Source organism: Streptomyces sp. NPDC057253 (assembly GCF_042669125.1).
GTDB lineage: Bacteria > Actinomycetota > Actinomycetes > Streptomycetales > Streptomycetaceae > Streptomyces.
This window is the reverse complement of the sequence record NZ_JBHUXV010000099.1, coordinates 1-21,253: the sequence shown is the minus strand read 5'-3', so window position 1 is coordinate 21,253 and position 21,253 is coordinate 1. Positions and strand designations below refer to the sequence as shown.

Genomic DNA, 21,253 nt, shown 5'->3' with positions numbered 1-21,253 from the left:
GGTGAACGGGCGGGCGGCAGATGCGGTGACCGGTATGGGCGGCAGGTGCGGCGACCGGTACGGGGGCGGCAGGTGCGGCGACCGGCTGCGGTGTCGGGGCGGGTGCCCGGTCGGATGAGAGGGCGGACGGAGGCGGGTGGCCGGCGGGCTTAGCGCTGGTGTGGGCGGTCGTGGGTCGTGGGGGCGGTCGGCTGCGGGGGTGGCTGGCGGGCTTGCCGCTGGTGTGGGCGGTCTTGGGTGGTGGGGGCCGGTCGGCTGCCGCGGTGGCCGGTGTGCTTACCGCTGTCCGGGGGGTGGAGCGGCCGTCGGCCGGGTGGGGTGGTCGGCGGGGTCATTGGCGGTGGAGGCGGTCGCCTGCCGCCAGGATGGATGAGGCCAGGGCGTCCGCCGCGCCCTGGGCGGCGGTGCGGCGTGGGCCGTGCATCAGGACGAAGTCCACTCGGCCCAGCTCCGGCAGGCCGAAGCGGTCCGGCACCCGCGCCAACCCGGGCGGCACCAGCCCGCGGGAGTGCGCCATCACCCCCAGCCCCGCACGGGCCGCCGCGATCAGCCCGTTCAGGCTTCCGCTGGTGCAGACAATCCGCCACTGGCGCCCCTGCCGCTCCAGCGCCTCCAGGGCGAGCGCGCGAGTGATCCCCGGCGGCGGATAGACGATCAACGGCACCGGGCGCTCCGCGTCCAGGCGCAGCCGCTCCGCCCCGATCCACACCAGCCGGTCGTGCCAGACCAGCTCACCGCGCCGGTCCTCGGGCCGCCGCTTCGCCAGCACCAGGTCCAGCTTCCCGGCGGCCAGCTGCTCGTGCAGGGTGCCCGAGAGTTCGACCGTCAGCTCCAGATCCACCTCGGGATGGTCGTACCGGAAACCCTCCAGGATCTCCGGCAGCCGCGTCAGCACGAAGTCCTCCGACGCCCCGAACCGCAGCCGCCCCCGCAGCCGGGTGCCCGTGAAGAACGCCGTCGCCTGGTCGTGCACCTCCAGGATCCGGCGCGCGAACCCGAGCATCGCCTCGCCGTCCTCGGTCAGCTCCACCGAGTGGGTGTCCCGGCTGAACAGCTGCCGCCCCGCCGCGTCCTCCAGACGCCGGACGTGCTGGCTCACGGTCGACTGGCGCAGTCCGAGCCGCCGGGCGGCCTGCGTGAAGCTGAGCGTCTGCGACACCGCCAGGAACGTGCGCAACTGCGAGGGGTCGTACACAGCCCCACGCTATCGCGAAACGTGATGACAGTCAGAGTGGTATGCGGGATTCCCGATCAAGGAGTGAAGGAGGACGATGGAGGGGGACCCTCCGCCCTGAGGGGAGGTACCCGTCATGTCCTCGTACCGCCGTCGAACCCGAGCAAGTGGAGCACCGTGAAGCGCCTGAAGTGGCCGGCCTGGATGCCGGTCGACCCGTACATCCTGCTGCTGCTCGGCACCGTGGGCCTCGCGGCCCTCGTACCGGCACGAGGGACCTCGGCGGACGTGGCCTCAGGAGCCTCCACGGCGGCGATCGCCTTCCTCTTCTTCCTGTACGGCGCCCGCCTCTCGACCCGTGAGGCCCTGGACGGCCTCAGGCACTGGCGGCTCCACGGCACGGTCCTCGCCTGTACCTTCGTGATCTTCCCGCTGCTGGGCCTGGCCGCCCGCGGCCTCGTCCCGGTCTTCCTGACGAACCCCCTCTACCAGGGCCTGCTCTTCCTCACCCTGGTCCCCTCCACCATCCAGTCCTCGATCGCCTTCACCTCGATGGCCCGCGGCAACGTGCCCGCCGCGATCTGCGCCGGCTCCTTCTCCTCCCTGGTCGGCATCGTCATCACCCCGCTGCTGGCGGCCGCCCTGCTCGGCAGCAGCGGCGGCGGTTTCTCGGCCGACTCGCTCCTGGAGATCGTGCTGCAACTGCTCGTGCCGTTCCTCGCCGGGCAGTTGACCCGCCGCTGGATCGGCGGATTCGTCGCCCGCCACAAGAAGGTCCTCGGCCTCGTCGACCGCGGCTCGATCCTGCTGGTCGTCTACACCGCGTTCAGCGAGGGCATGGTCCAGGGCATCTGGCACCAGGTGAGCCCGCTCAGGCTCGGCGGACTGCTGGTCGTCGAGGCCGTCCTGCTCGCCCTGATGCTCGCCCTGACCTGGTACGGCGCCAAGGCGCTCCGCTTCGACCGCGAGGACCGCATCGCCATCCAGTTCGCGGGCTCGAAGAAGTCCCTCGCCTCCGGACTGCCCATGGCCAGCGTCCTGTTCGGCGCGCACGCCTCGCTCGCCGTGCTGCCGCTGATGCTGTTCCACCAGATGCAGCTGATGGTCTGCGCGGTGATCGCCAAGCGCCGCTCCCACGACCCGATCCCGGCGGAGACGGACGAGACGGCGGCGACCGGCGAGGCGGCGACGACCGGCGAGACGGCGGCGACCGGCGAGGCGGCGACGACCGGCGAGGCGGCGGCGACCGGCAGGACTGCGGGCGTCACCCCCGCGGGACCAGCTTCAACGTCACGAACCGCGGTCGGTACAGTGACACGTTCCGGTTGAGCTGCGCCGAAGCCCCCGCCGCCTCCAGCCAGTTGACGTCGTAACTGAGCACCAGGCCTCCCTCGACGTCGCCGGAGTCGCTGCCGGACACGGCCGGATGCGCCTGCGGGTTGTAGGCGGCGACCTGGCCCGCGGGCAGCGGCGGGGTGAAGTCCCCCCGAGGGCCGTGCCAGGGGCCGGTGGGTGAGCACGCCCAGTACGAGGTCACGGCCGCCAGTCCCTTCGTCCCCGCGGCCATGGTGAACAGCACGTACGTCCCGTCCTGCCGTACGACGGAGAAGGCGCTGCCGACCCCGGTGCGCCGCCCGTCCCCGAGCACCGGGTGGGGCCGGGCGCCCGTCGTCCATGCCGAGCCGTCCCAGTACTCCCAGGCACCCGGCTCCCCGAGGCCGCCCACCGGTACCCGGGCCACATACGCGGAGGAGGCGGTGCGGGACGCGGCCTGGCCGTCGTCGCCCCCGAAGACGTACGTCCACTCGCCCTCCTCGACCAGCGTGGTCCCGAACAGCACCCGCCGGGACGGGTCCTCGACCCGCCGCTCGTCGAGGACCTTCGTGATCGACTCGACGCGCAGGTCGGGCAGGGACAGCGTGGCGACCTCGGTGGCGGTCGGGACGCCGTAGATCCAGGGGTACTGGCCCGTCGTACGCACCCACAGCAGCACCCGGACGACCTGTTCGTCGGAGCCGGGGGAGCGGGGTTCGACGCGGGCCGCGACCGGCCAGCGCCACTGGTTCGGGGCGGGGTCGGGGAACAGCGGGGCGGGGAGGGTGGACTCCAGGCGGCCGCCGCGCATCAGCACCGCCGAGTTGCGCACCAGCGGGGCCGTGGTGTCGCGCCAGGAGTACGGCTCGCCGAGCGGGTTGGGCGGGCCGTACACCGTGCCGAGGTAGGTGTCGGAGAACAGCCACAGCAGGCGGCCGTCCGGCAACCGCACCGAGTGCGTCCCGTCCCCGCCGGTCCAGTCGTCGCTGCGGCCGGCGTCGTCGCCGTAGCGGGCGAACTCGGCGGTGAGCCGGTCGTCGGCCGACCAGGATCCGATGGTGCGCGGAATGCAGCCGACTTCCCCGCCCTTCTCGCGGCCGGGCAGCACGCTCACCACGACGGCCGCCAGCACCAGCGCCAGCAGCAGGCCGGCACCGGTCCCGGTCCGCCGACGCGCGCGTCCGTCCTCGGGCATGGTTGGCGACGTTAGCGGCTGTCGGTCCGCCGGTCCATGGGCTCAAAGCCCGGGGACCGCGTCGGCATGCGGGGACGCCCTGTTCCGCGCGCCCGGTTCCGCACGCCCGCACGCCCGGTTCTGTACGTTCCTGTTCCGCACGCCTTCCGCGCTCGACCGCCGAACTCGCCCGGTTCATCGGTCTGTTGATCCGGATATCCGGTACGGAACGCTGATCACGGATAACGTTCCGTCATGACCGCACCTCTCGCGCTCGACCCCGCACGCACCGCCCTCGTGCTCGTCGACCTGATGGACCGCATCGTCGCGCTGCCCCTGGAACCCCGCAAGGGCACCGAAGTCCTCGCCGCTGCCCAGGAGTTGGCGACCGCGTGCCGGGTGGCCGGGGCTCTGGTCGTGCTGGTCCGCGTCCAACGGCCCGGTGTCGCCGACCAGCCGCCCGGGAGCGGGCTGGTGGCCGGCCTCGCCCGGGACGGCGACATCGAGATCGTGAAGCGGACCATCGGCGCGTTCCAGGGCACCGACCTGGACGCGCGACTGCGGGAACACGGCGTGACCACGCTGGTGTTCGGCGGGATCGCCACCAACCTCGGGGTCGAGTCGACGGCCCGCGCCGCGGGGGACCTCGGCTACGACCTGGTCTTCGTCGAGGACGCCATGGCTGCCTTCACCGCGGCCGAGCACGAGGCGTCGACGCGGCTCGACTTCCCGCGCCTGGGCACGGTGGTGACGGCGGATCAGGTGCGCTTCACGACGGACTGAGCGGCGCGACGGTGACCCCCGCCACGCCGTCCGGAGTGGTCAGTTCGTGGCGGCCGTGGCCTTGAGGGCGAGCCGGTGTTCGCCCGCGTACACGTTCATCGAGCTGCCCCGCAGGAAGCCCACCAGCGTCAGGCCCGTCTCCGCCGCCAGGTCGACCGCCAGCGACGACGGCGCCGACACCGCCGCGAGCACCGGGATGCCGGCCATCACGGCCTTCTGCGCGAGCTCGAAGGACGCCCGGCCGGAGACGAGGAGGGTGGTGCGGGACAGCGGCAGGTCACCGTTCTGCAGAGCGCGGCCGACCAGCTTGTCGACCGCGTTGTGACGGCCCACGTCCTCGCGCACGTCGACCAGTTCGCCGTCCTCGGTGAACAGGGCCGCGGCGTGCAGCCCCCCGGTCCGGTCGAACACCCGCTGGGCCGCGCGCAGTCGGTCGGGCAGGCTCGCCAGCAGGTCCGGGTCGACGCGGACCGGCGGGGTGTCCGCTATCGGCCAGCGGGCCGTCGTACGGACCGCGTCGAGGCTCGCCTTGCCGCACAGACCGCAGGAGGAGGTCGTGTAGACGTTCCGCTCCAGCGTGATGTCGGGGATCACCACGCCCGGCGCGGTCTTCACGTCCACGACGTTGTACGTGTTCGAGCCGTCGACCGTGGCGCCCGCGCAGTAGACGATGTTCTGGAGGTCGCTCTGCTCGGCGAGGACCCCCTCGCTCACCAGGAAACCGGCGGCGAGCGCGAAGTCGTCGCCGGGGGTGCGCATGGTGATCGCGAGCGGCTTGCCGTTCAGCCGGATCTCCAGCGGTTCCTCGGCGACCAGGGTGTCCGGCCGGGACGAGACCGCCCCGTCGCGGATGCGGATCACCTTGCGTCGTTCCGTGACTCGTCCCATATGTGTCTCAGTCCCGGTTCTGTCCGTGCTGGCGGCCCAAACGGCCTTCACGATCTCAGTGTCCTGCACAGGGAGTGTGAAACACAGCCCATACTGTCTATAGTATGAAATCCGTGGAGAACGGGCAAGAGGTCTGAACCACCGGTACGACCGTTCGGCGCGTGCTGGATACCGCTCATCGCATACGGTCGACGCGCCGCCTTCTCAACTCGCTTGTTAGTTCCTACCGTCCGGGATCATGAGTCCCCCTGTCGCGCCCCCGGGCTGGAGCCGCTGGCTCGTGCCCCCGGCCGCTCTCTCGGTCCACCTCTCCATCGGTCAGGCCTACGCCTGGTCCGTGTTCAAGCCGCCGCTGGAGTCCGCGCTCGGCCTCAGCGGCACACAGAGCGCACTGCCCTTCCAGCTCGGCATCGTGATGCTCGGTCTGTCCGCCGCGTTCGGCGGCACCCTCGTGGAGCGCAACGGGCCGCGCTGGGCGATGACCGTGGCGCTGATCTGCTTCTCGTCCGGCTTCCTGCTGTCCGCCCTGGGCGCGGCCACCGAGCAGTACTGGCTGATCGTCCTCGGCTACGGCTTCGTCGGCGGCATAGGCCTCGGCATCGGCTACATCTCCCCGGTCTCCACCCTGATCAAGTGGTTCCCCGACCGGCCCGGCATGGCCACCGGCATCGCCATCATGGGCTTCGGCGGCGGCGCGCTCATCGCCTCGCCCTGGTCGGCCCAGATGCTGGAGTCCTTCGGCTCCGACAGCTCCGGGATCGCCCTCGCCTTCCTCGTGCACGGGCTGTCGTACGCCGTCTTCATGCTCCTCGGCGTCCTGCTGGTGCGCGTGCCGCGCAGCGAGAAGCCGGTCGAGAGCGCGCCCAGCGCCTTCGAGGGGCCGCAGGTCTCGGCGCGCAACGCCGTGCGCACACCCCAGTTCTGGTGTCTGTGGGTCGTGCTCTGCATGAACGTGACCGCGGGCATCGGCATCCTGGAGAAGGCCGCCCCGATGATCACCGACTTCTTCCAGGACACCTCGACGCCGGTCTCGGTGTCGGCCGCGGCCGGCTTCGTCGCGCTGCTCTCGGCGGCCAACATGGCGGGCCGGATCGGCTGGTCCTCGACCTCCGACCTGATCGGACGCAAGAACATCTACCGCGTCTACCTGGGCGTCGGCGCGGTGATGTACGGGCTCATCGCCCTGTTCGGCGACTCCTCCAAGCCCCTGTTCATCCTGTGCGCGCTGGTGATCCTGTCGTTCTACGGCGGCGGCTTCGCGACGATCCCCGCCTACCTCAAGGACCTCTTCGGCACCTACCAGGTCGGCGCCATCCACGGCCGGCTCCTCACCGCCTGGTCCACGGCCGGTGTCCTCGGGCCGCTGATCGTGAACTGGATCGCCGACCGGCAGGAGGACGCGGGCAAGAGCGGGTCCGACCTGTACGGACTCTCCTTCATGATCATGATCGGGCTGCTCGTGGTCGGTTTCGTCGCCAACGAGCTGGTCCGCCCCGTCAGTGCCCGTCACCACATTCCCGCACCGAGGGAGGCCGCCGATGTCACAGCCCGACAGCAGTCAGAGTCCGCCTGACCGGCGCCCGCTGATCGCCCTGGCCTGGCTCTGGGTGGGCGCACCGCTCGCCTACGGGCTCTACGAACTCGTCCAGAAGGCGACCCAGCTGTTCACCGGGTAACTGTTCGGCAGGTGCTCGGGCGTCCGAGGGTGTGAGGGAAGCCGACAACTCGGGCGCCCGATTCCTGTGGCCTTACGTGCCCGCGTACCCGTGAGTCACTGATCAGACTGGTGGATCCCGCTACCCAAGGCAACGAGGGGGACCCCCATGAACGGCTCGCGGATCGCCGCTGTCGGCCACTACCAGCCCGCGCAGGTGCTCACCAACGAGGACCTGGCGGCTCTGGTCGACACCAGCGACGAGTGGATCAGGTCCCGGGTGGGCATCCGTACCCGCCACATCGCCGGTCCCGACGAGCCGGTCGACGAGCTCGCCGCGCACGCCGCGGCCAAGGCGCTGGCCTCGGCCGGGCTCGCCCCCGCCGACATCGACCTGGTCCTGGTCGCCACCTCGACCGCCGTCGACCGGTCCCCGAACATGGCCGCGCGGGTCGCGTCCCGGCTCGGCATCCCCTCGCCCGCGGCGATGGACGTCAACGTGGTGTGCGCCGGTTTCACCCACGCGCTGGCCACCGCCGACCACACGGTCCGGGCCGGTGCGGCGACCCGGGCGCTGGTCATCGGCGCCGACAAGATGTCCGCGGTGACCGACTGGAGCGACCGCACCACCTGTGTGCTCGTCGGCGACGGGGCCGGCGCGGCGGTCGTGGAGGGGGCCGACGTCCCCGGTATCTCGCCCGTGCTGTGGGGTTCGGTGCCCGAGATGGGGCACGCCGTGCGGATCGAGGGCGAGCCGGCGCGGTTTGCCCAGGAGGGGCAGAGCGTCTACCGCTGGGCGACCACCAAGCTCCCGGCGCTGGCCCGGCAGGCCTGCGAGCGCGCCGGGCTCACCCCCGCCGACCTCGCCGCGGTCGTCCTGCACCAGGCCAACCTGCGGATCATCGAGCCGCTCGCGGAGAAGATCGGCGCCGTCAACGCGGTGGTCGCCCGCGATGTGACGGAGTCCGGCAACACCTCGGCGGCGAGCATCCCGATGGCCTTCTCCAAGCTGGTCGAGCAGGGCGAGATCTCCACCGGGGACCCGGTCCTCCTCTTCGGCTTCGGCGGCAACCTGTCGTACGCGGGTCAGGTCGTCCGCTGTCCCTGACATTCCGCCGTCCCTGACATACGGGATGTGAGGAGGGCGACTCGCGGTTTACCTGTCCTTGCAACGCCGTAGACTGTAGACAAAACGCAATGGACATGTCCGCCTGTCGAGGAGGGGGACTGCGATGCTGTCGACAGGACTGCCGCAGGGATCCGTACCGAAACTCGAACGTCCCGGTCCGTTGCGGGATCGCGTGTACGAGGCGCTGCTGGAACTGATCACCACGCGTGCGCTTCAGCCCGGTCAGCATCTTGTGGAGAGTGAGCTGGCGGGTCATCTCGGGGTGTCTCGGCAGCCGGTGCGCGAGGCGTTGCAGCGGCTGAACACCGAGGGGTGGGTGGATCTACGGCCTGCCCAGGGGGCGTTCGTGCATGAGCCGACGGACGAGGAGGCGGACCAACTCCTCACCGTCCGGACGCTGTTGGAGGCGGAGGCGGCTCGTCTCGCCGCCGCGAACGCGGGCAGTGCCGGCGTCGCCGCCCTGGAAGCGCTGTGTGCCGAGGGCGAGAAGGCCGTCGCCGCGGACGACGTGGATGCCGCGGTCGGCCTCAACGCCCGCTTCCACGCCAAGGTCATGGAGTTGGCGGGCAACACGGTCCTCGCCGAGCTGGCGGGGCAGGTGGATCGCCGGGTGCGGTGGTACTACACGCCGATCGCCCGGCAGCGCGGCCGGCAGTCCTGGATCGAGCACCGGGAGCTCATCGCCGCGATCGCCGACCGGGACCAGCGACGCGCCACCGACCTGATGCGCGAGCACACCGAGCACACGCGGACGTCGTACCACGCACGTCAGCGGTCCTAGTGCCTAGAACGCGTCGCGGTCCTAGCACCTAGAACGCGTCGGCGTGCGCCCGGGCCCACTCGGCGAACGTGCGCGGCGGCCGACCGGTGACCTGCTCCACCGTGGGCAGCACCACCGACTCGTCCAGAGTGCCGTCGACGAAGAAGCTGAAGAAGGCGTCGATGTACGGCTTCGGCATGCCCGACGCCTCCATCTCGGTGCGGGTCTCCTCGGGCGTCAGCCCCACGGCGCGCAGGTCCCGGCCCAGGGCCGCACCGAGGATCCGGACACGGTCGGCGGGCAACAGCGCCTCGGGGCCGGTGAGTTCGAGCGGACGGTCCGCCCAGTCGTCCGACAGCAGTGCGCGCAGGGCCACTTGGGCGATGTCGTAGGGGTCGATGTCGGTGGTGTACACGTCGGGGAACGGCACCCGGACCGTGTCGCCCTTGGCGATCTGGTCCGCCAGGCGCAGGGCGTTCGACATGAAACTCGTGCACCGCAGTGCCGTCCAGCGCAGCCCCGACGCGCGCACCGCGTCCTCCGCGTCCATCAGGTAGCCGGCGACCGCGTTGTCCCGGTCGCCCGTGCCCGCGGACCGTCCCGACAGCAGGACCACCCGCTCCACCCCCGCGTGCCGCGCGTCCGCCAGGACCTGCCGCTGCCCGCCGTAGCCGGGCATCAGGAACAGCCCCCGTACGCCGTCGAGCGCGGCCCGCAGGGACTCCGGCCGGTCGAGATCTCCCGCTACGGCCGTCACGCCCGCCGGTAACCCCTCGATCCGTCCGGAACGGCTGACCGCCCGCACCCGCTCGCCGGACCCGGCCAGCGCGCGCACGAGCTCGGTACCCACGTTGCCCGTCGCGCCCGTCACCAGAAACATGTGCTCCCCCTTCGCCACAGCCCCTCGCCGTGGGGGCGGGCGTTCGTCGGGGCCCATCCTGCGGGGCCGGGCGCCGGGGCGCCAGAGTGCGGCACGTCTTTGTCCTGTGAGTGGAGAAAGTCGGCATCAATCTGTGCACGACTTCTTCCCAGGTGGGGAAGCCACTGCTACGTTCCCCTCGAAAGCAAGCCACCGGGTGGCCGAATGAGGCGGGGAGGGGCTCGTGAGACGCATGACGGCGCGACCTGCGAACGCCCATCAGGCCAAGCTGCTCAAGCTGCTGCGCGACGGAGGTCCCAACTCCCGCGCCCAGCTGGGCGACCAGATCGACCTGTCACGGTCCAAGCTGGCCGTGGAGGTGGACCGGTTGCTGGAGACGGGCCTGATCGTGGCCGACGGACTCGCCGCCTCCCGCGGTGGCCGCCGCTCCCACAACATCCGGCTCGCCCCCGCACTGCGTTTCCTCGGTGTCGACATCGGCGCGACCTCGGTCGACGTCGCCGTCACCAACGCCGAACTGGAGATCCTGGGCCACCTCAACCAGCCCATGGACGTCCGCGAGGGACCGGTCGCGGTCTTCGAGCAAGTCCTGTCGATGGCGGCGAAGTTGAGGGCCTCGGGGCTGGCGGAGGGTTTCGACGGCGCCGGCATCGGCGTCCCGGGGCCGGTGCGTTTCCCCGAGGGTGTGCCGGTGGCTCCGCCGATCATGCCGGGCTGGGACGGTTTTCCGGTCCGGGAGGCGCTCAGTCAGGAACTCGGCTGTCCGGTCATGGTCGACAACGACGTGAACCTGATGGCGATGGGGGAGATGCACGCGGGCGTGGCACGCTCCGTGGGCGACTTCCTCTGCGTCAAGATCGGCACCGGTATCGGCTGCGGCATCGTCGCCGGCGGTGAGGTCCACCGCGGGGTGACGGGCAGCGCGGGCGACATCGGGCACATCCAGGCCGTGCCCGACGGCCGACCGTGCGCCTGCGGCAACCGGGGCTGTCTGGAGGCCCACTTCAGTGGGGCGGCCCTGGCCCGGGACGCCGTGGAGGCGGTCGAGCAGGGCCGGTCCGAGGAACTCGCCGCTCGGCTGGAGGCGAACGGTGCTCTGACGGCCGTCGACGTCGCCGTCGCCGCTGCCGCCGGTGACGCCACCGCGCTCGACCTGATCCGCGAGGGCGGCAACCGGACCGGCCAGGTCATCGCCGGACTGGTCTCCTTCTTCAACCCGGGCCTGGTGGTGATCGGCGGCGGGGTGACCGGCCTCGGCCACACCCTGCTCGCCGCGATCCGCACCCAGGTCTACCGCCAGTCGCTGCCGCTGGCGACCGGCAACCTGCCCATCGTCCTGGGGGAGTTGGGCCCCACCGCCGGCGTCATCGGCGCGGCCCGGCTCATCAGCGACCACCTGTTCTCACCCGCCTAAGCACGCGTTCCACCCGCCCAAGCACGCGTTCCCGCCTACCGAAGCACGCGTTCCCACCCGCACAAGCGCCCGTTAGCACCCGCCCAAGTACGCACCTCCGCAGGGCATCTCCGTACGGCGCCCTGCTTCGCCCTGCCCTGAAACCGGCCCGCACGCCCGCCAAGGGGACCTCATGGCACCAGAACCACCGCTGCTCAGCATGTCCGGCATCACCAAGTCGTTCCCCGGAGTCCGGGCCCTCGACGGCGTCGACCTCGACGTCCAGGCCGGTGAGGTGCACTGTCTGCTCGGCCAGAACGGGGCCGGGAAGTCCACCCTGATCAAGGTCCTGGCCGGTGCCCACCAGCCCGACACCGGCACCATCCGCTGGCGTGGCGAGGAGGTCACCCTCCGCTCGCCGATCGCCGCCATGCGCCTCGGTATCGCCACCATCTACCAGGAACTCGACCTGGTGGAGCACCTGTCCGTGGCCGAGAACGTCCACCTCGGCCATGAACCCACGGCCGCAGGGTTCGTCGTACGGGGAAAGCAGGCGAGGGCCGCGACCGCCCGGCTGCTGAAGCGCCTCGGCCACCCGGAGATCGATCCGGCGCGCCTGGTGGGGGAGTTGTCGGCGGCGCAGCAGCAGATCGTGTCCATGGCGCGGGCCCTCTCCCACGACGTACGGCTGATCGTGATGGACGAGCCGTCCGCCGCCCTCGACCCGGACGAGGTCGACAACCTCTTCCGGATCGTCGGCGACCTCACCGCCGAGGGGGTCGCCGTCGTGTACATCTCCCACCGCCTGGAGGAGATCCGGCGCATCGGCGACCGGGTGACCGTCCTCAAGGACGGGCGGGCCGTGGCGGTCGGACTGCCCGCCAAGTCGACACCGACGCGTGAGGTCGTGTCGCTGATGACGGGCCGCAACGTCGAGTACGTGTTTCCCGAGCGGCCGACCGCCGACGCGAGCCGGGACAAGCCGCTGCTGGAGGTCCGAGGGCTCACCCGGCAGGGCGAGTTCGAGCCCCTCGACCTCGTGGTCCACCCCGGGGAGATCGTCGGACTGGCCGGACTCGTCGGCTCGGGGCGCTCCGAGATCCTGGAGACGATCTACGGCGCCCGCAAGCCCACCGGCGGTCAAGTCACGGTCGACGGCAGGGCGTTGAAGCCCGGCAGTGTCCGCGCCGCCGTCCGTGCCGGGATCGGGCTCGCCCCCGAGGAGCGCAAGGCGCAGGCGCTGCTGATGCTGGAGTCGGTCACCCGCAATGTCTCCGTCTCCTCCATGTCCCGCTTCTCGCGCGGCGGTTGGATCGACCGGGGCGCCGAGCTCGGCGCGGCCCGGGCGGCCACCCGTGAACTGTCGCTGCGGCCCGACAACCCCGCCGTGCCGATCCGCACCCTGTCCGGCGGCAACCAGCAGAAGGCCGTCCTGGCCCGCTGGCTGCTGCGCGGCTGCCGGGTCCTGCTCCTCGACGAACCCACCCGGGGCGTCGACGTCGGCGCCCGCGCCGAGCTGTACGCGGTCGTCCGGCGGCTCGCCGACGAAGGGCTCGGCGTGCTGCTGGTCTCCAGCGAGGTCCCCGAGGTGCTCGGCCTCGCCGACCGCGTCCTGGTGCTCCGCGAGGGCCGGGTCGTGCACACCGCGCCCGCCCGTGAGCTCGACGAACACCGCGTACTCGACCTCGTCATGGAAGGAAGCCCGGCGTCATGACGCAGCCCGTGTCCCCGCCCAGGGGAAGCGCCGACAAGGTGCCTTCGGTGCGTGAACCGTCCGCGTGGCGAGGGGTGTTCGCCCGCGCCGACGTCCGCACCCTCTCCCTCCTCGGCGTGCTCGCCGTACTGATCCTGATCGGCGGCATCACCAAGCCCGACGAGTTCCTCGACACCCGCAACCTCCAACTCGTCCTCACCCAGGCCTCGGTGATCGGTGTCGTCACCGTCGGCATGACCTTCGTCATCACCTCCGGCGGCATCGACCTCTCCGTCGGCGCCATCGTCGCCCTCGCCTCGGTGTGGGCGACCACGGTCGCCACCCAGGAGTACGGCTTCACGGGCATCCTCTTCACCGCGGTGATCGTCGGAGTCGGCTGCGGCCTGGTCAACGGACTGCTCGTGGCGTACGGCGGGATGGTCCCCTTCATCGCCACCCTCGCCATGCTCGCCTCGGCGCGCGGACTCGCCCTGCAGATCACCGACGGCCGCACCCAGATCGTCACCGTGCCCTCCGTCCTCGACCTCGGCGAACGCGACGCCTACGTCCTCGGCGTCCCACCGCTCGTCATCGTCTTCGCGGTCGTGACGATCATCGGCTGGCTGGTGCTGAACCGCACCACCTTCGGCCGGCGCACCGTCGCGGTCGGCGGCAACGCGGAGGCCGCCCGACTCGCCGGCATCGACGTCCGCCGGCAGCGCCTGTACCTCTACCTGCTGTCCGGGCTGTGCTGCGGCATCGCGGCCTTCCTGCTGATCATCCTGTCCGGCTCCGGTCAGAACACCAACGGCAACCTCTACGAGCTCGACGCCATCGCCGCCGCGATCATCGGAGGCACCCTGCTCAGCGGGGGTCGCGGCACCATCACCGGGTCCGTGCTCGGGGTCCTGATCTTCACCACCATCACCAACATCTTCGCCCTGAACAACCTGCAGAGCGACGTCCAGCAGATCGCCAAGGGAGCGATCATCGTCGCCGCCGTGCTGGTCCAGCGCCGTACCGCAAGCACGACCTGAGGAAAGGGTTCACCGCCATGCCACAGCTTCCCACTCGCAGAGGGCTGCTCTTCGGTACCGCCGCCGTCGGGGCCGGTGCCCTCCTCGCAGGTTGCACCAGCAACGACTCCAGCGATGACGAGCCGGCCGCGAACGACCAGCCGGCCGCCGCCGACTCGCCCGGCAAGGCCGTCACCATCGGCTTCGCGGGACCGCAGGCCGACCACGGCTGGCTCAACGCGATCAACGACAACGCCAAGAACCGGGCGAAGAAGTACTCGGACGTCACCCTGGAGATCACCGAGGGCTCCAACGACACCGCCCAGCAGATCGGCCAGATCGAGACCCTCATCAACAAGAAGGTCGACGTCCTGGTGATCCTGCCCGCCGACGGCAAGGCCCTCACCCAGGTCGGCCTCAAGGCCATGCGCGCCGGCATACCGGTGGTCAACCTGGACCGGATCTTCAACACCCCGCAGGCGTACCGCTGTTGGATCGGCGGCGACAACTACGGCATGGGCCTCAACGCCGGCCACTACATCGGCGAGAAACTCAAGGGCAAGTCCAACGCCAAGGTCATCGAGCTGGCCGGCCTGGACAACCTGGAGCTCACCAAGCAGCGCACCCAGGGCTTCGACGACGCCCTGAAGAACTACCCCAACATCCGCAAAGTGGCCCGCCAGGCAGCCGAGTTCACCGTGGAGTCCGGTCAGGCCAAGATGGCCCAGCTGCTCCAGGCCCAGTCCAGCTTCGACGCGCTGTGGAACCACGACGACGACCAGGGCGTGGGCGCACTGCGCGCCATCGACCAGGCAGGACGCGACGACTTCCTCATGGTCGGCGGCGCCGGCGCCAAGTCCGCGATGGACGCCATCAAGCAGGACAACGGCGTTCTCAAGGCCACCGTCCTCTACCCGCCGACCATGGCCGCCTCCGCGATCGACCTCGCCCGCGCCCTCGGCCAGGCCAAGGGGGTGAGCGGCCTCGCCGAGTTCGAGATCCCGGCCTCGCTCACCCTCTACTCGGCCGTCGTCGACAAGACCAACGTCGACCAGTACATGTCCACCGGCTTCAAGTGAGGCGTCCCGACCCAGGGTCGGTCCCGGCGGCCGGATCGGCGGCGGGCAGCGGTCCGCCGCGGCCGGTCCGGTCGCCGGGACAGACCCCAGGAGCCCGGTTCGTCGACGGACCGGGCTGCACCCCCCACCGCGCCACGACGACGAGGAGGACATCGCGCATGGCACAGCCGCAGCAGTCAGAAGAGGCCGAGGTGCCGCCTCTGCGGGTCGGCATGGTCGGCTACGCCTTCATGGGCGCCGCCCATTCCCAGGGCTGGCGGACCGCCGGACGCGTCTTCGACCTGCCCCGCCGCCCGGTGCTCGCGGCGATCTGCGGCCGGGACGCCGACGCCGTGCGCCGGGCCGCTGACCGGCACGGCTGGGCGGCGGCCGAGACCGACTGGCGGGCCCTGATCGAGCGGGACGACGTCGACCTCGTCGACATCTGCACCCCCGGCGACAGCCACGCCGAGATCGCCGTCGCCGCGCTCGCCGCGGGCAAGCACGTGCTGTGCGAGAAACCCCTCGCCAACACCGTCGAAGAGGCCCAGGCGATGACCCGCGCGGCCGAAGAGGCGTATGAGCGCGGCCAGTTGGCGATGGTCGGGTTCAACTACCGCCGGGTGCCCGCCACCGCGCTGGCCCGCCGCATGGTGGCCGAAGGACGGCTCGGCACGCTACGGCATGTGCGGGTGACGTACCTCCAGGACTGGCTCGTGGACCCGGCCGCCCCGCTGACCTGGCGGCTGCGCAGGGAGAAGGCCGGCTCCGGCTCGCTCGGCGACCTGGGCGCCCACATCATCGACCTCGCCCAGCACCTGGCAGGAGAGCCGCTCGCCGGAGTGTCCGCACTGACCGAGACCTTCGTACGGGAACGCCCGCTGGCCGGAGCCGTCAAAGGCCTCGCCGCCGAGACCGCCACCGGTACCGGACAGGTCACCGTCGACGACGCCGCCCTGTTCACCGGCCGCTTCACCTCCGGTGCCCTCGCCTCCTTCGAGGCCACCCGCTACGCCACCGGGCGCAAGAACTCCCTGCGCATCGAACTCAACGGCGAACGCGGCTCGTTGGCCTTCGACCTGGAGCGGCTCAACGAACTCGCCTACCACGACGGCACCGAACCGGGCACCCACGCCGGCTTCCGCCGCATCCTCGTCACCGAGCCCGACCATCCCTACCTGGAGGCATGGTGGCCGCCGGGTCATGGCCTGGGCTACGAGCACACCTTCGTCCACCAGGCCCGTGATCTCGTGCGCGCGATTGCCGAGGGTCGTCGCCCGGAGCCTTCCTTCGCCGACGGGCTCCAGGTTCAGCGGGTGCTCGCCGCGGTGGAGGAGAGCGCAGAGAAGAACTCCGTGTACACCCCCGTAGCCGTCTGAGGAGGGTTTTCAGACATGTCCCGCCCGTTCACGCTGTTCACCGGCCAGTGGGCCGACCTGCCGCTCGAAGAGGTGTGCCGCCTCGCCCGCGATTTCGGTTACGACGGACTCGAACTCGCCTGCTGGGGCGACCACTTCGAGGTCGACAAGGCACTGGCCGACCCTTCCTATGTGACGTCGCGGCATCAACTGCTGGAGAAGTACGGCCTGAAGTGCTGGGCGGTCTCCAACCACCTGGTCGGGCAGGCGGTCTGTGACGCGATCATCGACGAGCGCCATCAGGGGATCCTGCCGCGTGAGGTGTGGGGCGACGGGGACGCGGAGGGGGTGCGGCAGCGGGCGGCGGAGCGGATCAAGGACACCGCGCGGGCCGCGGCCGCGTTCGGTGTCGACACCGTCATCGGGTTCACCGGCTCGGCGATCTGGCATCTGGTGGCGATGTTCCCGCCCGCGCCGGAGGCGATGATCGAGCGCGGGTATCAGGACTTCGCCGAGCGCTGGAACCCGATCCTGGACGTCTTCGATGCGGAGGGTGTGCGGTTCGCGCACGAGGTCCACCCCAGTGAGATCGCCTACGACTACTGGACCACCCAGCGCGCGCTGGAGGCGGTGGGTCACCGTGCGGCGTTCGGGCTGAACTTCGATCCCTCGCACTTCGTGTGGCAGGACCTGGACCCGGTCGGGTTCCTGTACGACTTCCGCGAGCGGATCTACCACGTCGACTGCAAGGAGGCCCGCACCCGTCTGGACGGGCGTAACGGCCGGCTGGGCTCGCACCTGCCCTGGGGTGATCCGCGGCGCGGCTGGGACTTCGTCTCCGCGGGCCACGGCGACGTGCCCTGGGAGGACGTCTTCCGCATGCTGCGCTCGATCGGCTATCAGGGTCCGGTCTCGGTCGAGTGGGAGGACGCCGGCATGGACCGGCTCCAGGGCGCCCCCGAGGCGCTCAAGAGCCTCAAGCGCTACGACTTCGAGCCGCCGTCGGCCTCCTTCGACGCCGCCTTCGGCGGCAACGAGTAACCCGTACCGCCCAGTTCCGGGATGACGGCGCATCCCGGCGTACCCGCACCCGCCCGTACGACCGGCCCCACTCCGGAGGCACCCGTGCACGGGAAAGACCCCACCACCCGTACCGACAGAATCGAGACCCACAGACGCCGCGCCCCCTGGCGCAGAGCGGCGGCCCTGCTCACCGGCCTCCTGCTGGCCGGTAGCTCCCTCACCCTCGTCGCCCCCCAAGCCGGCGCAGCTGCCGCCGAGCCCGCGGCCGCCCCGGCCGCCGCCGAGGACTTCCAGCAGGTCACCCTCGCCAAGGGCGAGCCGGAGGTCGGCGAACCCATGTCGCTCGCCGTCCTCCCGGACCGCTCGGTCCTGCACACCTCGCGCGACGGCGAACTCCGCATCACCGACGCGGCCGGCACCACCCGCCTCGCCGGGAAACTTGACGTCTACTCCCACGACGAAGAGGGCCTCCAAGGCGTCGGCGTGGACCCGCAGTTCACCACCAACCGCTTCATCTACCTCTACTACGCACCCCCGTTGGACACCCCGGCCGGCGACGCCCCCGAAACCGGCACCGCCGCCGACTTCGCCCCCTTCGACGGCGTCAACCGGCTCTCCCGGTTCGTCCTCAGCTCGGACGGCACCCTCGACACCGCGAGCGAGAAGAAGATCCTCGACGTCCCCGCCACCCGCGGCATCTGCTGCCACGTCGGCGGCGACATCGACTTCGACGCGGCCGGCAACCTCTACCTGTCGACGGGCGACGACTCCAACCCCTTCCAGTCCGACGGCTTCACCCCCATCGACGAACGCGCGAACCGCAACCCGGCCTTCGACGCCCAGCGCACCGCAGGCAACACCAACGACCTGCGCGGCAAGATCCTGCGCATCACGGTCCACGCCGACGGCTCCTACACCGTCCCCGACGGCAACCTCTTCGCACCCGGCACCGACAGGACCCGGCCCGAGATCTACGCCATGGGCTTCCGCAACCCGTTCCGCTTCAGCGTCGACAAGGCCACCGGCATCCTCTACGTCGGCGACTACGGCCCCGACGCCGGCGCCGCCGACCCGGCCCGAGGCCCCGCAGGCCAGGTCGAGTTCGCCCGCGTGACCGCTCCCGGCAACTTCGGATGGCCGTACTGCACCGGCGACAACGATGCCTACGTCGACTACGACTTCGCCACCGGCACCTCGGGCGCCGCCTTCGACTGCGCCGCCCCGAAGAACGACTCCCCGCACAACACCGGCCTCACCGACCTCCCCCCGGCCAAGGCCGCCTGGATCCCCTACGACGGCGGCTCCGTACCGGAGTTCGGCACCGGCTCCGAATCCCCCATGGGCGGCCCGGTCTACCACTACGACCCCGCGCTCGACTCGCCCGTGAAATTCCCCGAGGCCTACGACGGCGACTTCTTCGCCGGCGAGTTCGGCCGCCGCTGGATCAAGCGGATCTCCAGCGACGCGAACGGCACCGTCGAGTCCATCAACGACATCCCGTGGACCGGCACCCAGGTGATGGACATGGCCTTCGGCCCGGACGGCGCCCTGTACGTCCTCGACTACGGCCTCGCCTGGTTCGGCGGCGACGAGAACTCCGCCCTGTACCGCATCGAGAACGTCACCGGCCGCCACTCACCGGTCGCCCAGGCGTCGGCCGACCGTACGTCGGGACAGGCGCCGCTGAGGGTGCGGTTCTCCTCGGCGGGCACCAGCGACCAGGACGGCGACGCCCTCACGTACAGCTGGGACTTCGGCGACGGCACCTCCTCGACGGGGGCGAACCCGACGCACACGTACAGGAGGAACGGCACCTACACCGCGACCCTCACCGCGAAGGACCCCTCGGACCGCACCGGCAGCGCGAGCGTGCAGATCGTCGTCGGCAACACCGCGCCCCAGGTCACCCTTGAACTCCCACGTGACGGGCAGCTGTTCAGCTTCGGCGACGCGATCCCCTTCAAGGTGAGCGTGAGCGACCCCGAGGACGGCAGGACCATCGACTGTGCCAAGGTCAAGGTCACCTTCGTCCTCGGCCACGACAGCCACGGCCACCCCGTCACCTCCGCCAACGGCTGCACCGGCACCATCCAGACGAGCGCCGACGGCGGCCACGACGAGGACGCGAACATCTTCGGCGTGATGGACGCCGAGTACACCGACAACGGTGGCGGCGGCCAGGCCCCGCTCACCACCCACGACCAGAGCGTCCTGCAACCCCGGCACCGCCAGGCCGAGCACTTCGGCACCGGCTCGGGCGTCTCCGTCATCGCCAAGTCCGCGGCCCACGGCGGCAACACGGTCGGCGACATCAACAACGGCGACTGGATCGCCTTCACGCCGTACGTGCTGAGCAACGCCAAGTCCCTCTCGGCGCGCGTCTCTTCCGGCGGCTCCGGCGGCACGCTCGAGATCCGCGCGGGGTCCGCGACCGGCACCCTGCTCGGCCAGGCGACCGTTCCGGTGACCGGCGGCTGGGAGACCTTCCAGGACGTCACCGCCGACCTGTCCCGCGCACCCAGGGGCACCACCACGCTCTACCTGGTCTTCAAGGGGACCGGCACCGGCGCCCTGTTCGACGTGGACGACTTCACCTTCACGACCGGTTGACAGGAGGAGCTCGCATGAACACAACTGGACGATGGACGACGGCTGTTGTGGGTACCGCCCTGCTCCTCGGGTGCGTCTCGCAGCCCGCCGCCTCCCACAGCGACGACGACAAGCGCGTCCTGGTCTTCTCCAAGACGGCCGGATTCCGCCACGACTCCATCCCCGAAGGAGTCGCCGCGGTAAAGGACTTGGGCGCCAGCAACGGCTTCACGGTCGACGCCACGGAGGACGCGAGCGCCTTCACCGCGCGCAACCTGCGGCGCTACGACGCGGTCGTGTTCCTCTCCACCACCGGAGACGTCCTCGACCCCGCCCAGCAGCGGGCCTTCGAGGGCTACATCCGGGGCGGCGGCGGATATGTCGGCATCCACGCGGCCGCCGACACCGAGTACGACTGGGCGTTCTACGGCGGCCTCGCGGGCGCCTACTTCCAGTCCCACCCGGCGATCCAGCCGGCCACGGTGGTCGCCGAGGACCGCGCCCACCCCTCCACCTCGGACCTGCCGCCGACGTGGAACCGGACCGACGAGTGGTACAACTACCGCTCCAACCCCCGCGAGCGCGTCCACGTCCTGGCCTCCCTCGACGAGTCGTCGTACACCGGCGGCACGATGAACGGCGACCATCCGATCGCCTGGTGCCAGGGCTACCAGGGCGGCCGCGCCTTCTACACCGGCTTCGGCCACACGAAGGAGTCGTACGCGGATCCCGTATTCCGCGGACACCTGCTGGGCGGGATCCGGTATGCGATCGGCGACGCCCAGGCCGACTGCCGACCGGAGAACGGATACCGGCCCCTCTTCGACGGCACGGCCGAGTCGCTGGCCGACTGGAAGCAGGCGGGCCCGGGCTCCTTCACCCGCTCCGACGACGGCACGCTCACGTCGGCCGGCGGGATGGGGATGCTCTGGTACCCCGGCCAGGACCTCGCGTCGTACTCCCTGAAGCTCGACTGGAGGATGGCCGGCGCCTCGGGGGACGACAACTCCGGTGTGTTCGTGGGCTTCCCGCCCTCCGACGACCCGTGGTCCGCGGTGGACCACGGCTACGAGATCCAGATCGACGCCACCGACGTACCGGAGAAGACGACCGGATCCGTCTACGGCTTCCGCTCCGCCGACCTGAAGAAGCGCGACCGTGCGCTGAACCCGCCGGGGGAGTGGAACACGTACGAGATCCGGGTGGAGGGCGAACGCCTCCGCGTCTGGCTCAACGGCGTGCAGATCAACGACTTCACCAACACCGATCCGGCCCGCAGCCTGCGTGACGGGCACATCGGCATCCAGAACCACGGAGCCGACGACCGGGTGTCCTTCCGCGACATCCGGATCAAGGAACTGCCCGCC

General features: G+C 70.9%; 18 protein-coding genes. 14 read left to right on the top strand and 4 right to left on the bottom strand.

What is annotated here, in order from left to right; all coding sequences use genetic code 11:
- Positions 1 to 331 precede the first annotated feature (331 nt).
- Positions 332 to 1,195, bottom strand: a complete 864-nt coding sequence (locus ACFULQ_RS36805) for a LysR substrate-binding domain-containing protein (RefSeq protein ID WP_383552537.1) — start codon at positions 1,193 to 1,195, stop codon at positions 332 to 334.
- Positions 1,196 to 1,378: 183 nt separating this feature from the next.
- Here ACFULQ_RS36805 and ACFULQ_RS36800 point away from each other — a divergent pair, with 183 nt between their 5' ends.
- The gene (locus ACFULQ_RS36800) at positions 1,379 to 2,503 is read left to right on the top strand and encodes a bile acid:sodium symporter family protein (protein WP_383552566.1); all 1,125 of its coding nucleotides are present in this window, start codon (positions 1,379 to 1,381) and stop codon (positions 2,501 to 2,503) included.
- On the opposite strand, the gene ACFULQ_RS36795 is transcribed toward ACFULQ_RS36800, so the two are convergent.
- Complete coding sequence (locus ACFULQ_RS36795; protein WP_383552535.1) at positions 2,439 to 3,683, bottom strand: DUF4185 domain-containing protein; 1,245 nt, start codon at positions 3,681 to 3,683, stop codon at positions 2,439 to 2,441. The genes ACFULQ_RS36800 and ACFULQ_RS36795 overlap by 65 nt on opposite strands.
- A 234-nt stretch (positions 3,684 to 3,917) precedes the next feature.
- On the opposite strand from ACFULQ_RS36795, the gene ACFULQ_RS36790 reads away from it, so the two are divergent.
- Entirely contained in the window at positions 3,918 to 4,445 is a 528-nt protein-coding gene (locus ACFULQ_RS36790) for an isochorismatase family protein (RefSeq protein WP_383552533.1), read from the top strand.
- Positions 4,446 to 4,484: 39 nt separating this feature from the next.
- Here the strand turns inward: ACFULQ_RS36790 and fdhD are convergent, their stop codons facing one another.
- Entirely contained in the window at positions 4,485 to 5,333 is an 849-nt protein-coding gene (fdhD, locus tag ACFULQ_RS36785) for a formate dehydrogenase accessory sulfurtransferase FdhD (RefSeq protein ID WP_383552531.1), read from the bottom strand.
- 238 nt (positions 5,334 to 5,571) lie between these two features.
- On the opposite strand from fdhD, the gene ACFULQ_RS36780 reads away from it, so the two are divergent.
- From ACFULQ_RS36780 to ACFULQ_RS36765, 4 genes are all read left to right on the top strand, one after another.
- Positions 5,572 to 6,906, top strand: coding sequence for an OFA family MFS transporter (locus tag ACFULQ_RS36780; RefSeq protein WP_383552528.1), 1,335 nt, complete (start codon positions 5,572 to 5,574; stop codon positions 6,904 to 6,906).
- Positions 6,872 to 7,009 carry a hypothetical protein gene (locus tag ACFULQ_RS36775; RefSeq protein WP_174269396.1) on the top strand — a complete coding sequence of 46 codons (138 nt, stop codon included), beginning with the start codon at positions 6,872 to 6,874 and terminating at the stop codon, positions 7,007 to 7,009. Before ACFULQ_RS36780 ends, ACFULQ_RS36775 begins: the two co-directional genes overlap by 35 nt.
- A 147-nt stretch (positions 7,010 to 7,156) precedes the next feature.
- The gene (locus tag ACFULQ_RS36770) at positions 7,157 to 8,095 is read left to right on the top strand and encodes a beta-ketoacyl-ACP synthase III (protein WP_383552525.1); all 939 of its coding nucleotides are present in this window, start codon (positions 7,157 to 7,159) and stop codon (positions 8,093 to 8,095) included.
- Positions 8,096 to 8,219: 124 nt separating this feature from the next.
- A complete protein-coding gene (locus ACFULQ_RS36765) occupies positions 8,220 to 8,897 on the top strand; it encodes a GntR family transcriptional regulator (RefSeq protein ID WP_383552522.1) in 678 nt (225 codons plus the stop codon).
- Between the two features lie 28 nt (positions 8,898 to 8,925).
- Here ACFULQ_RS36765 and ACFULQ_RS36760 read toward each other — a convergent pair whose 3' ends face one another.
- Positions 8,926 to 9,756 (bottom strand): NAD(P)H-binding protein, encoded by an 831-nt coding sequence (locus ACFULQ_RS36760; protein ID WP_383552519.1) that lies wholly within the window; start codon positions 9,754 to 9,756, stop codon positions 8,926 to 8,928.
- A 232-nt stretch (positions 9,757 to 9,988) separates the two neighbouring features.
- Between ACFULQ_RS36760 and ACFULQ_RS36755 the strand changes: the two genes are divergently transcribed.
- The 8 genes from ACFULQ_RS36755 to ACFULQ_RS36720 form a co-directional block, all read left to right on the top strand.
- Positions 9,989 to 11,170 (top strand): ROK family transcriptional regulator, encoded by a 1,182-nt coding sequence (locus ACFULQ_RS36755; RefSeq protein WP_383552516.1) that lies wholly within the window; start codon positions 9,989 to 9,991, stop codon positions 11,168 to 11,170.
- 172 nt (positions 11,171 to 11,342) lie between these two features.
- Positions 11,343 to 12,863: a sugar ABC transporter ATP-binding protein gene (locus ACFULQ_RS36750; RefSeq protein WP_383552513.1), complete on the top strand. Its 1,521-nt coding sequence runs from the start codon at positions 11,343 to 11,345 to the stop codon at positions 12,861 to 12,863.
- On the top strand, positions 12,860 to 13,879 hold the full coding sequence (locus ACFULQ_RS36745; protein WP_383552511.1) for an ABC transporter permease: 1,020 nt from the start codon (positions 12,860 to 12,862) through the stop codon (positions 13,877 to 13,879). Before ACFULQ_RS36750 ends, ACFULQ_RS36745 begins: the two co-directional genes overlap by 4 nt.
- 17 nt (positions 13,880 to 13,896) lie before the next feature.
- On the top strand, positions 13,897 to 14,937 hold the full coding sequence (locus ACFULQ_RS36740; protein ID WP_383552508.1) for a substrate-binding domain-containing protein: 1,041 nt from the start codon (positions 13,897 to 13,899) through the stop codon (positions 14,935 to 14,937).
- 158 nt (positions 14,938 to 15,095) lie between these two features.
- Positions 15,096 to 16,295, top strand: coding sequence for a Gfo/Idh/MocA family protein (locus ACFULQ_RS36735; RefSeq protein ID WP_383552505.1), 1,200 nt, complete (start codon positions 15,096 to 15,098; stop codon positions 16,293 to 16,295).
- Between the two features lie 15 nt (positions 16,296 to 16,310).
- Positions 16,311 to 17,315 carry a sugar phosphate isomerase/epimerase family protein gene (locus ACFULQ_RS36730; protein ID WP_383552502.1) on the top strand — a complete coding sequence of 335 codons (1,005 nt, stop codon included), beginning with the start codon at positions 16,311 to 16,313 and terminating at the stop codon, positions 17,313 to 17,315.
- A gap of 84 nt (positions 17,316 to 17,399) precedes the next feature.
- Complete coding sequence (locus ACFULQ_RS36725; RefSeq protein ID WP_383552564.1) at positions 17,400 to 19,907, top strand: PQQ-dependent sugar dehydrogenase; 2,508 nt, start codon at positions 17,400 to 17,402, stop codon at positions 19,905 to 19,907.
- Between the two features lie 14 nt (positions 19,908 to 19,921).
- Positions 19,922 to 21,253, top strand: a 1,332-nt coding sequence (locus tag ACFULQ_RS36720; RefSeq protein ID WP_383552499.1) for a ThuA domain-containing protein, incomplete at its 3' end; no start/stop codon positions are given.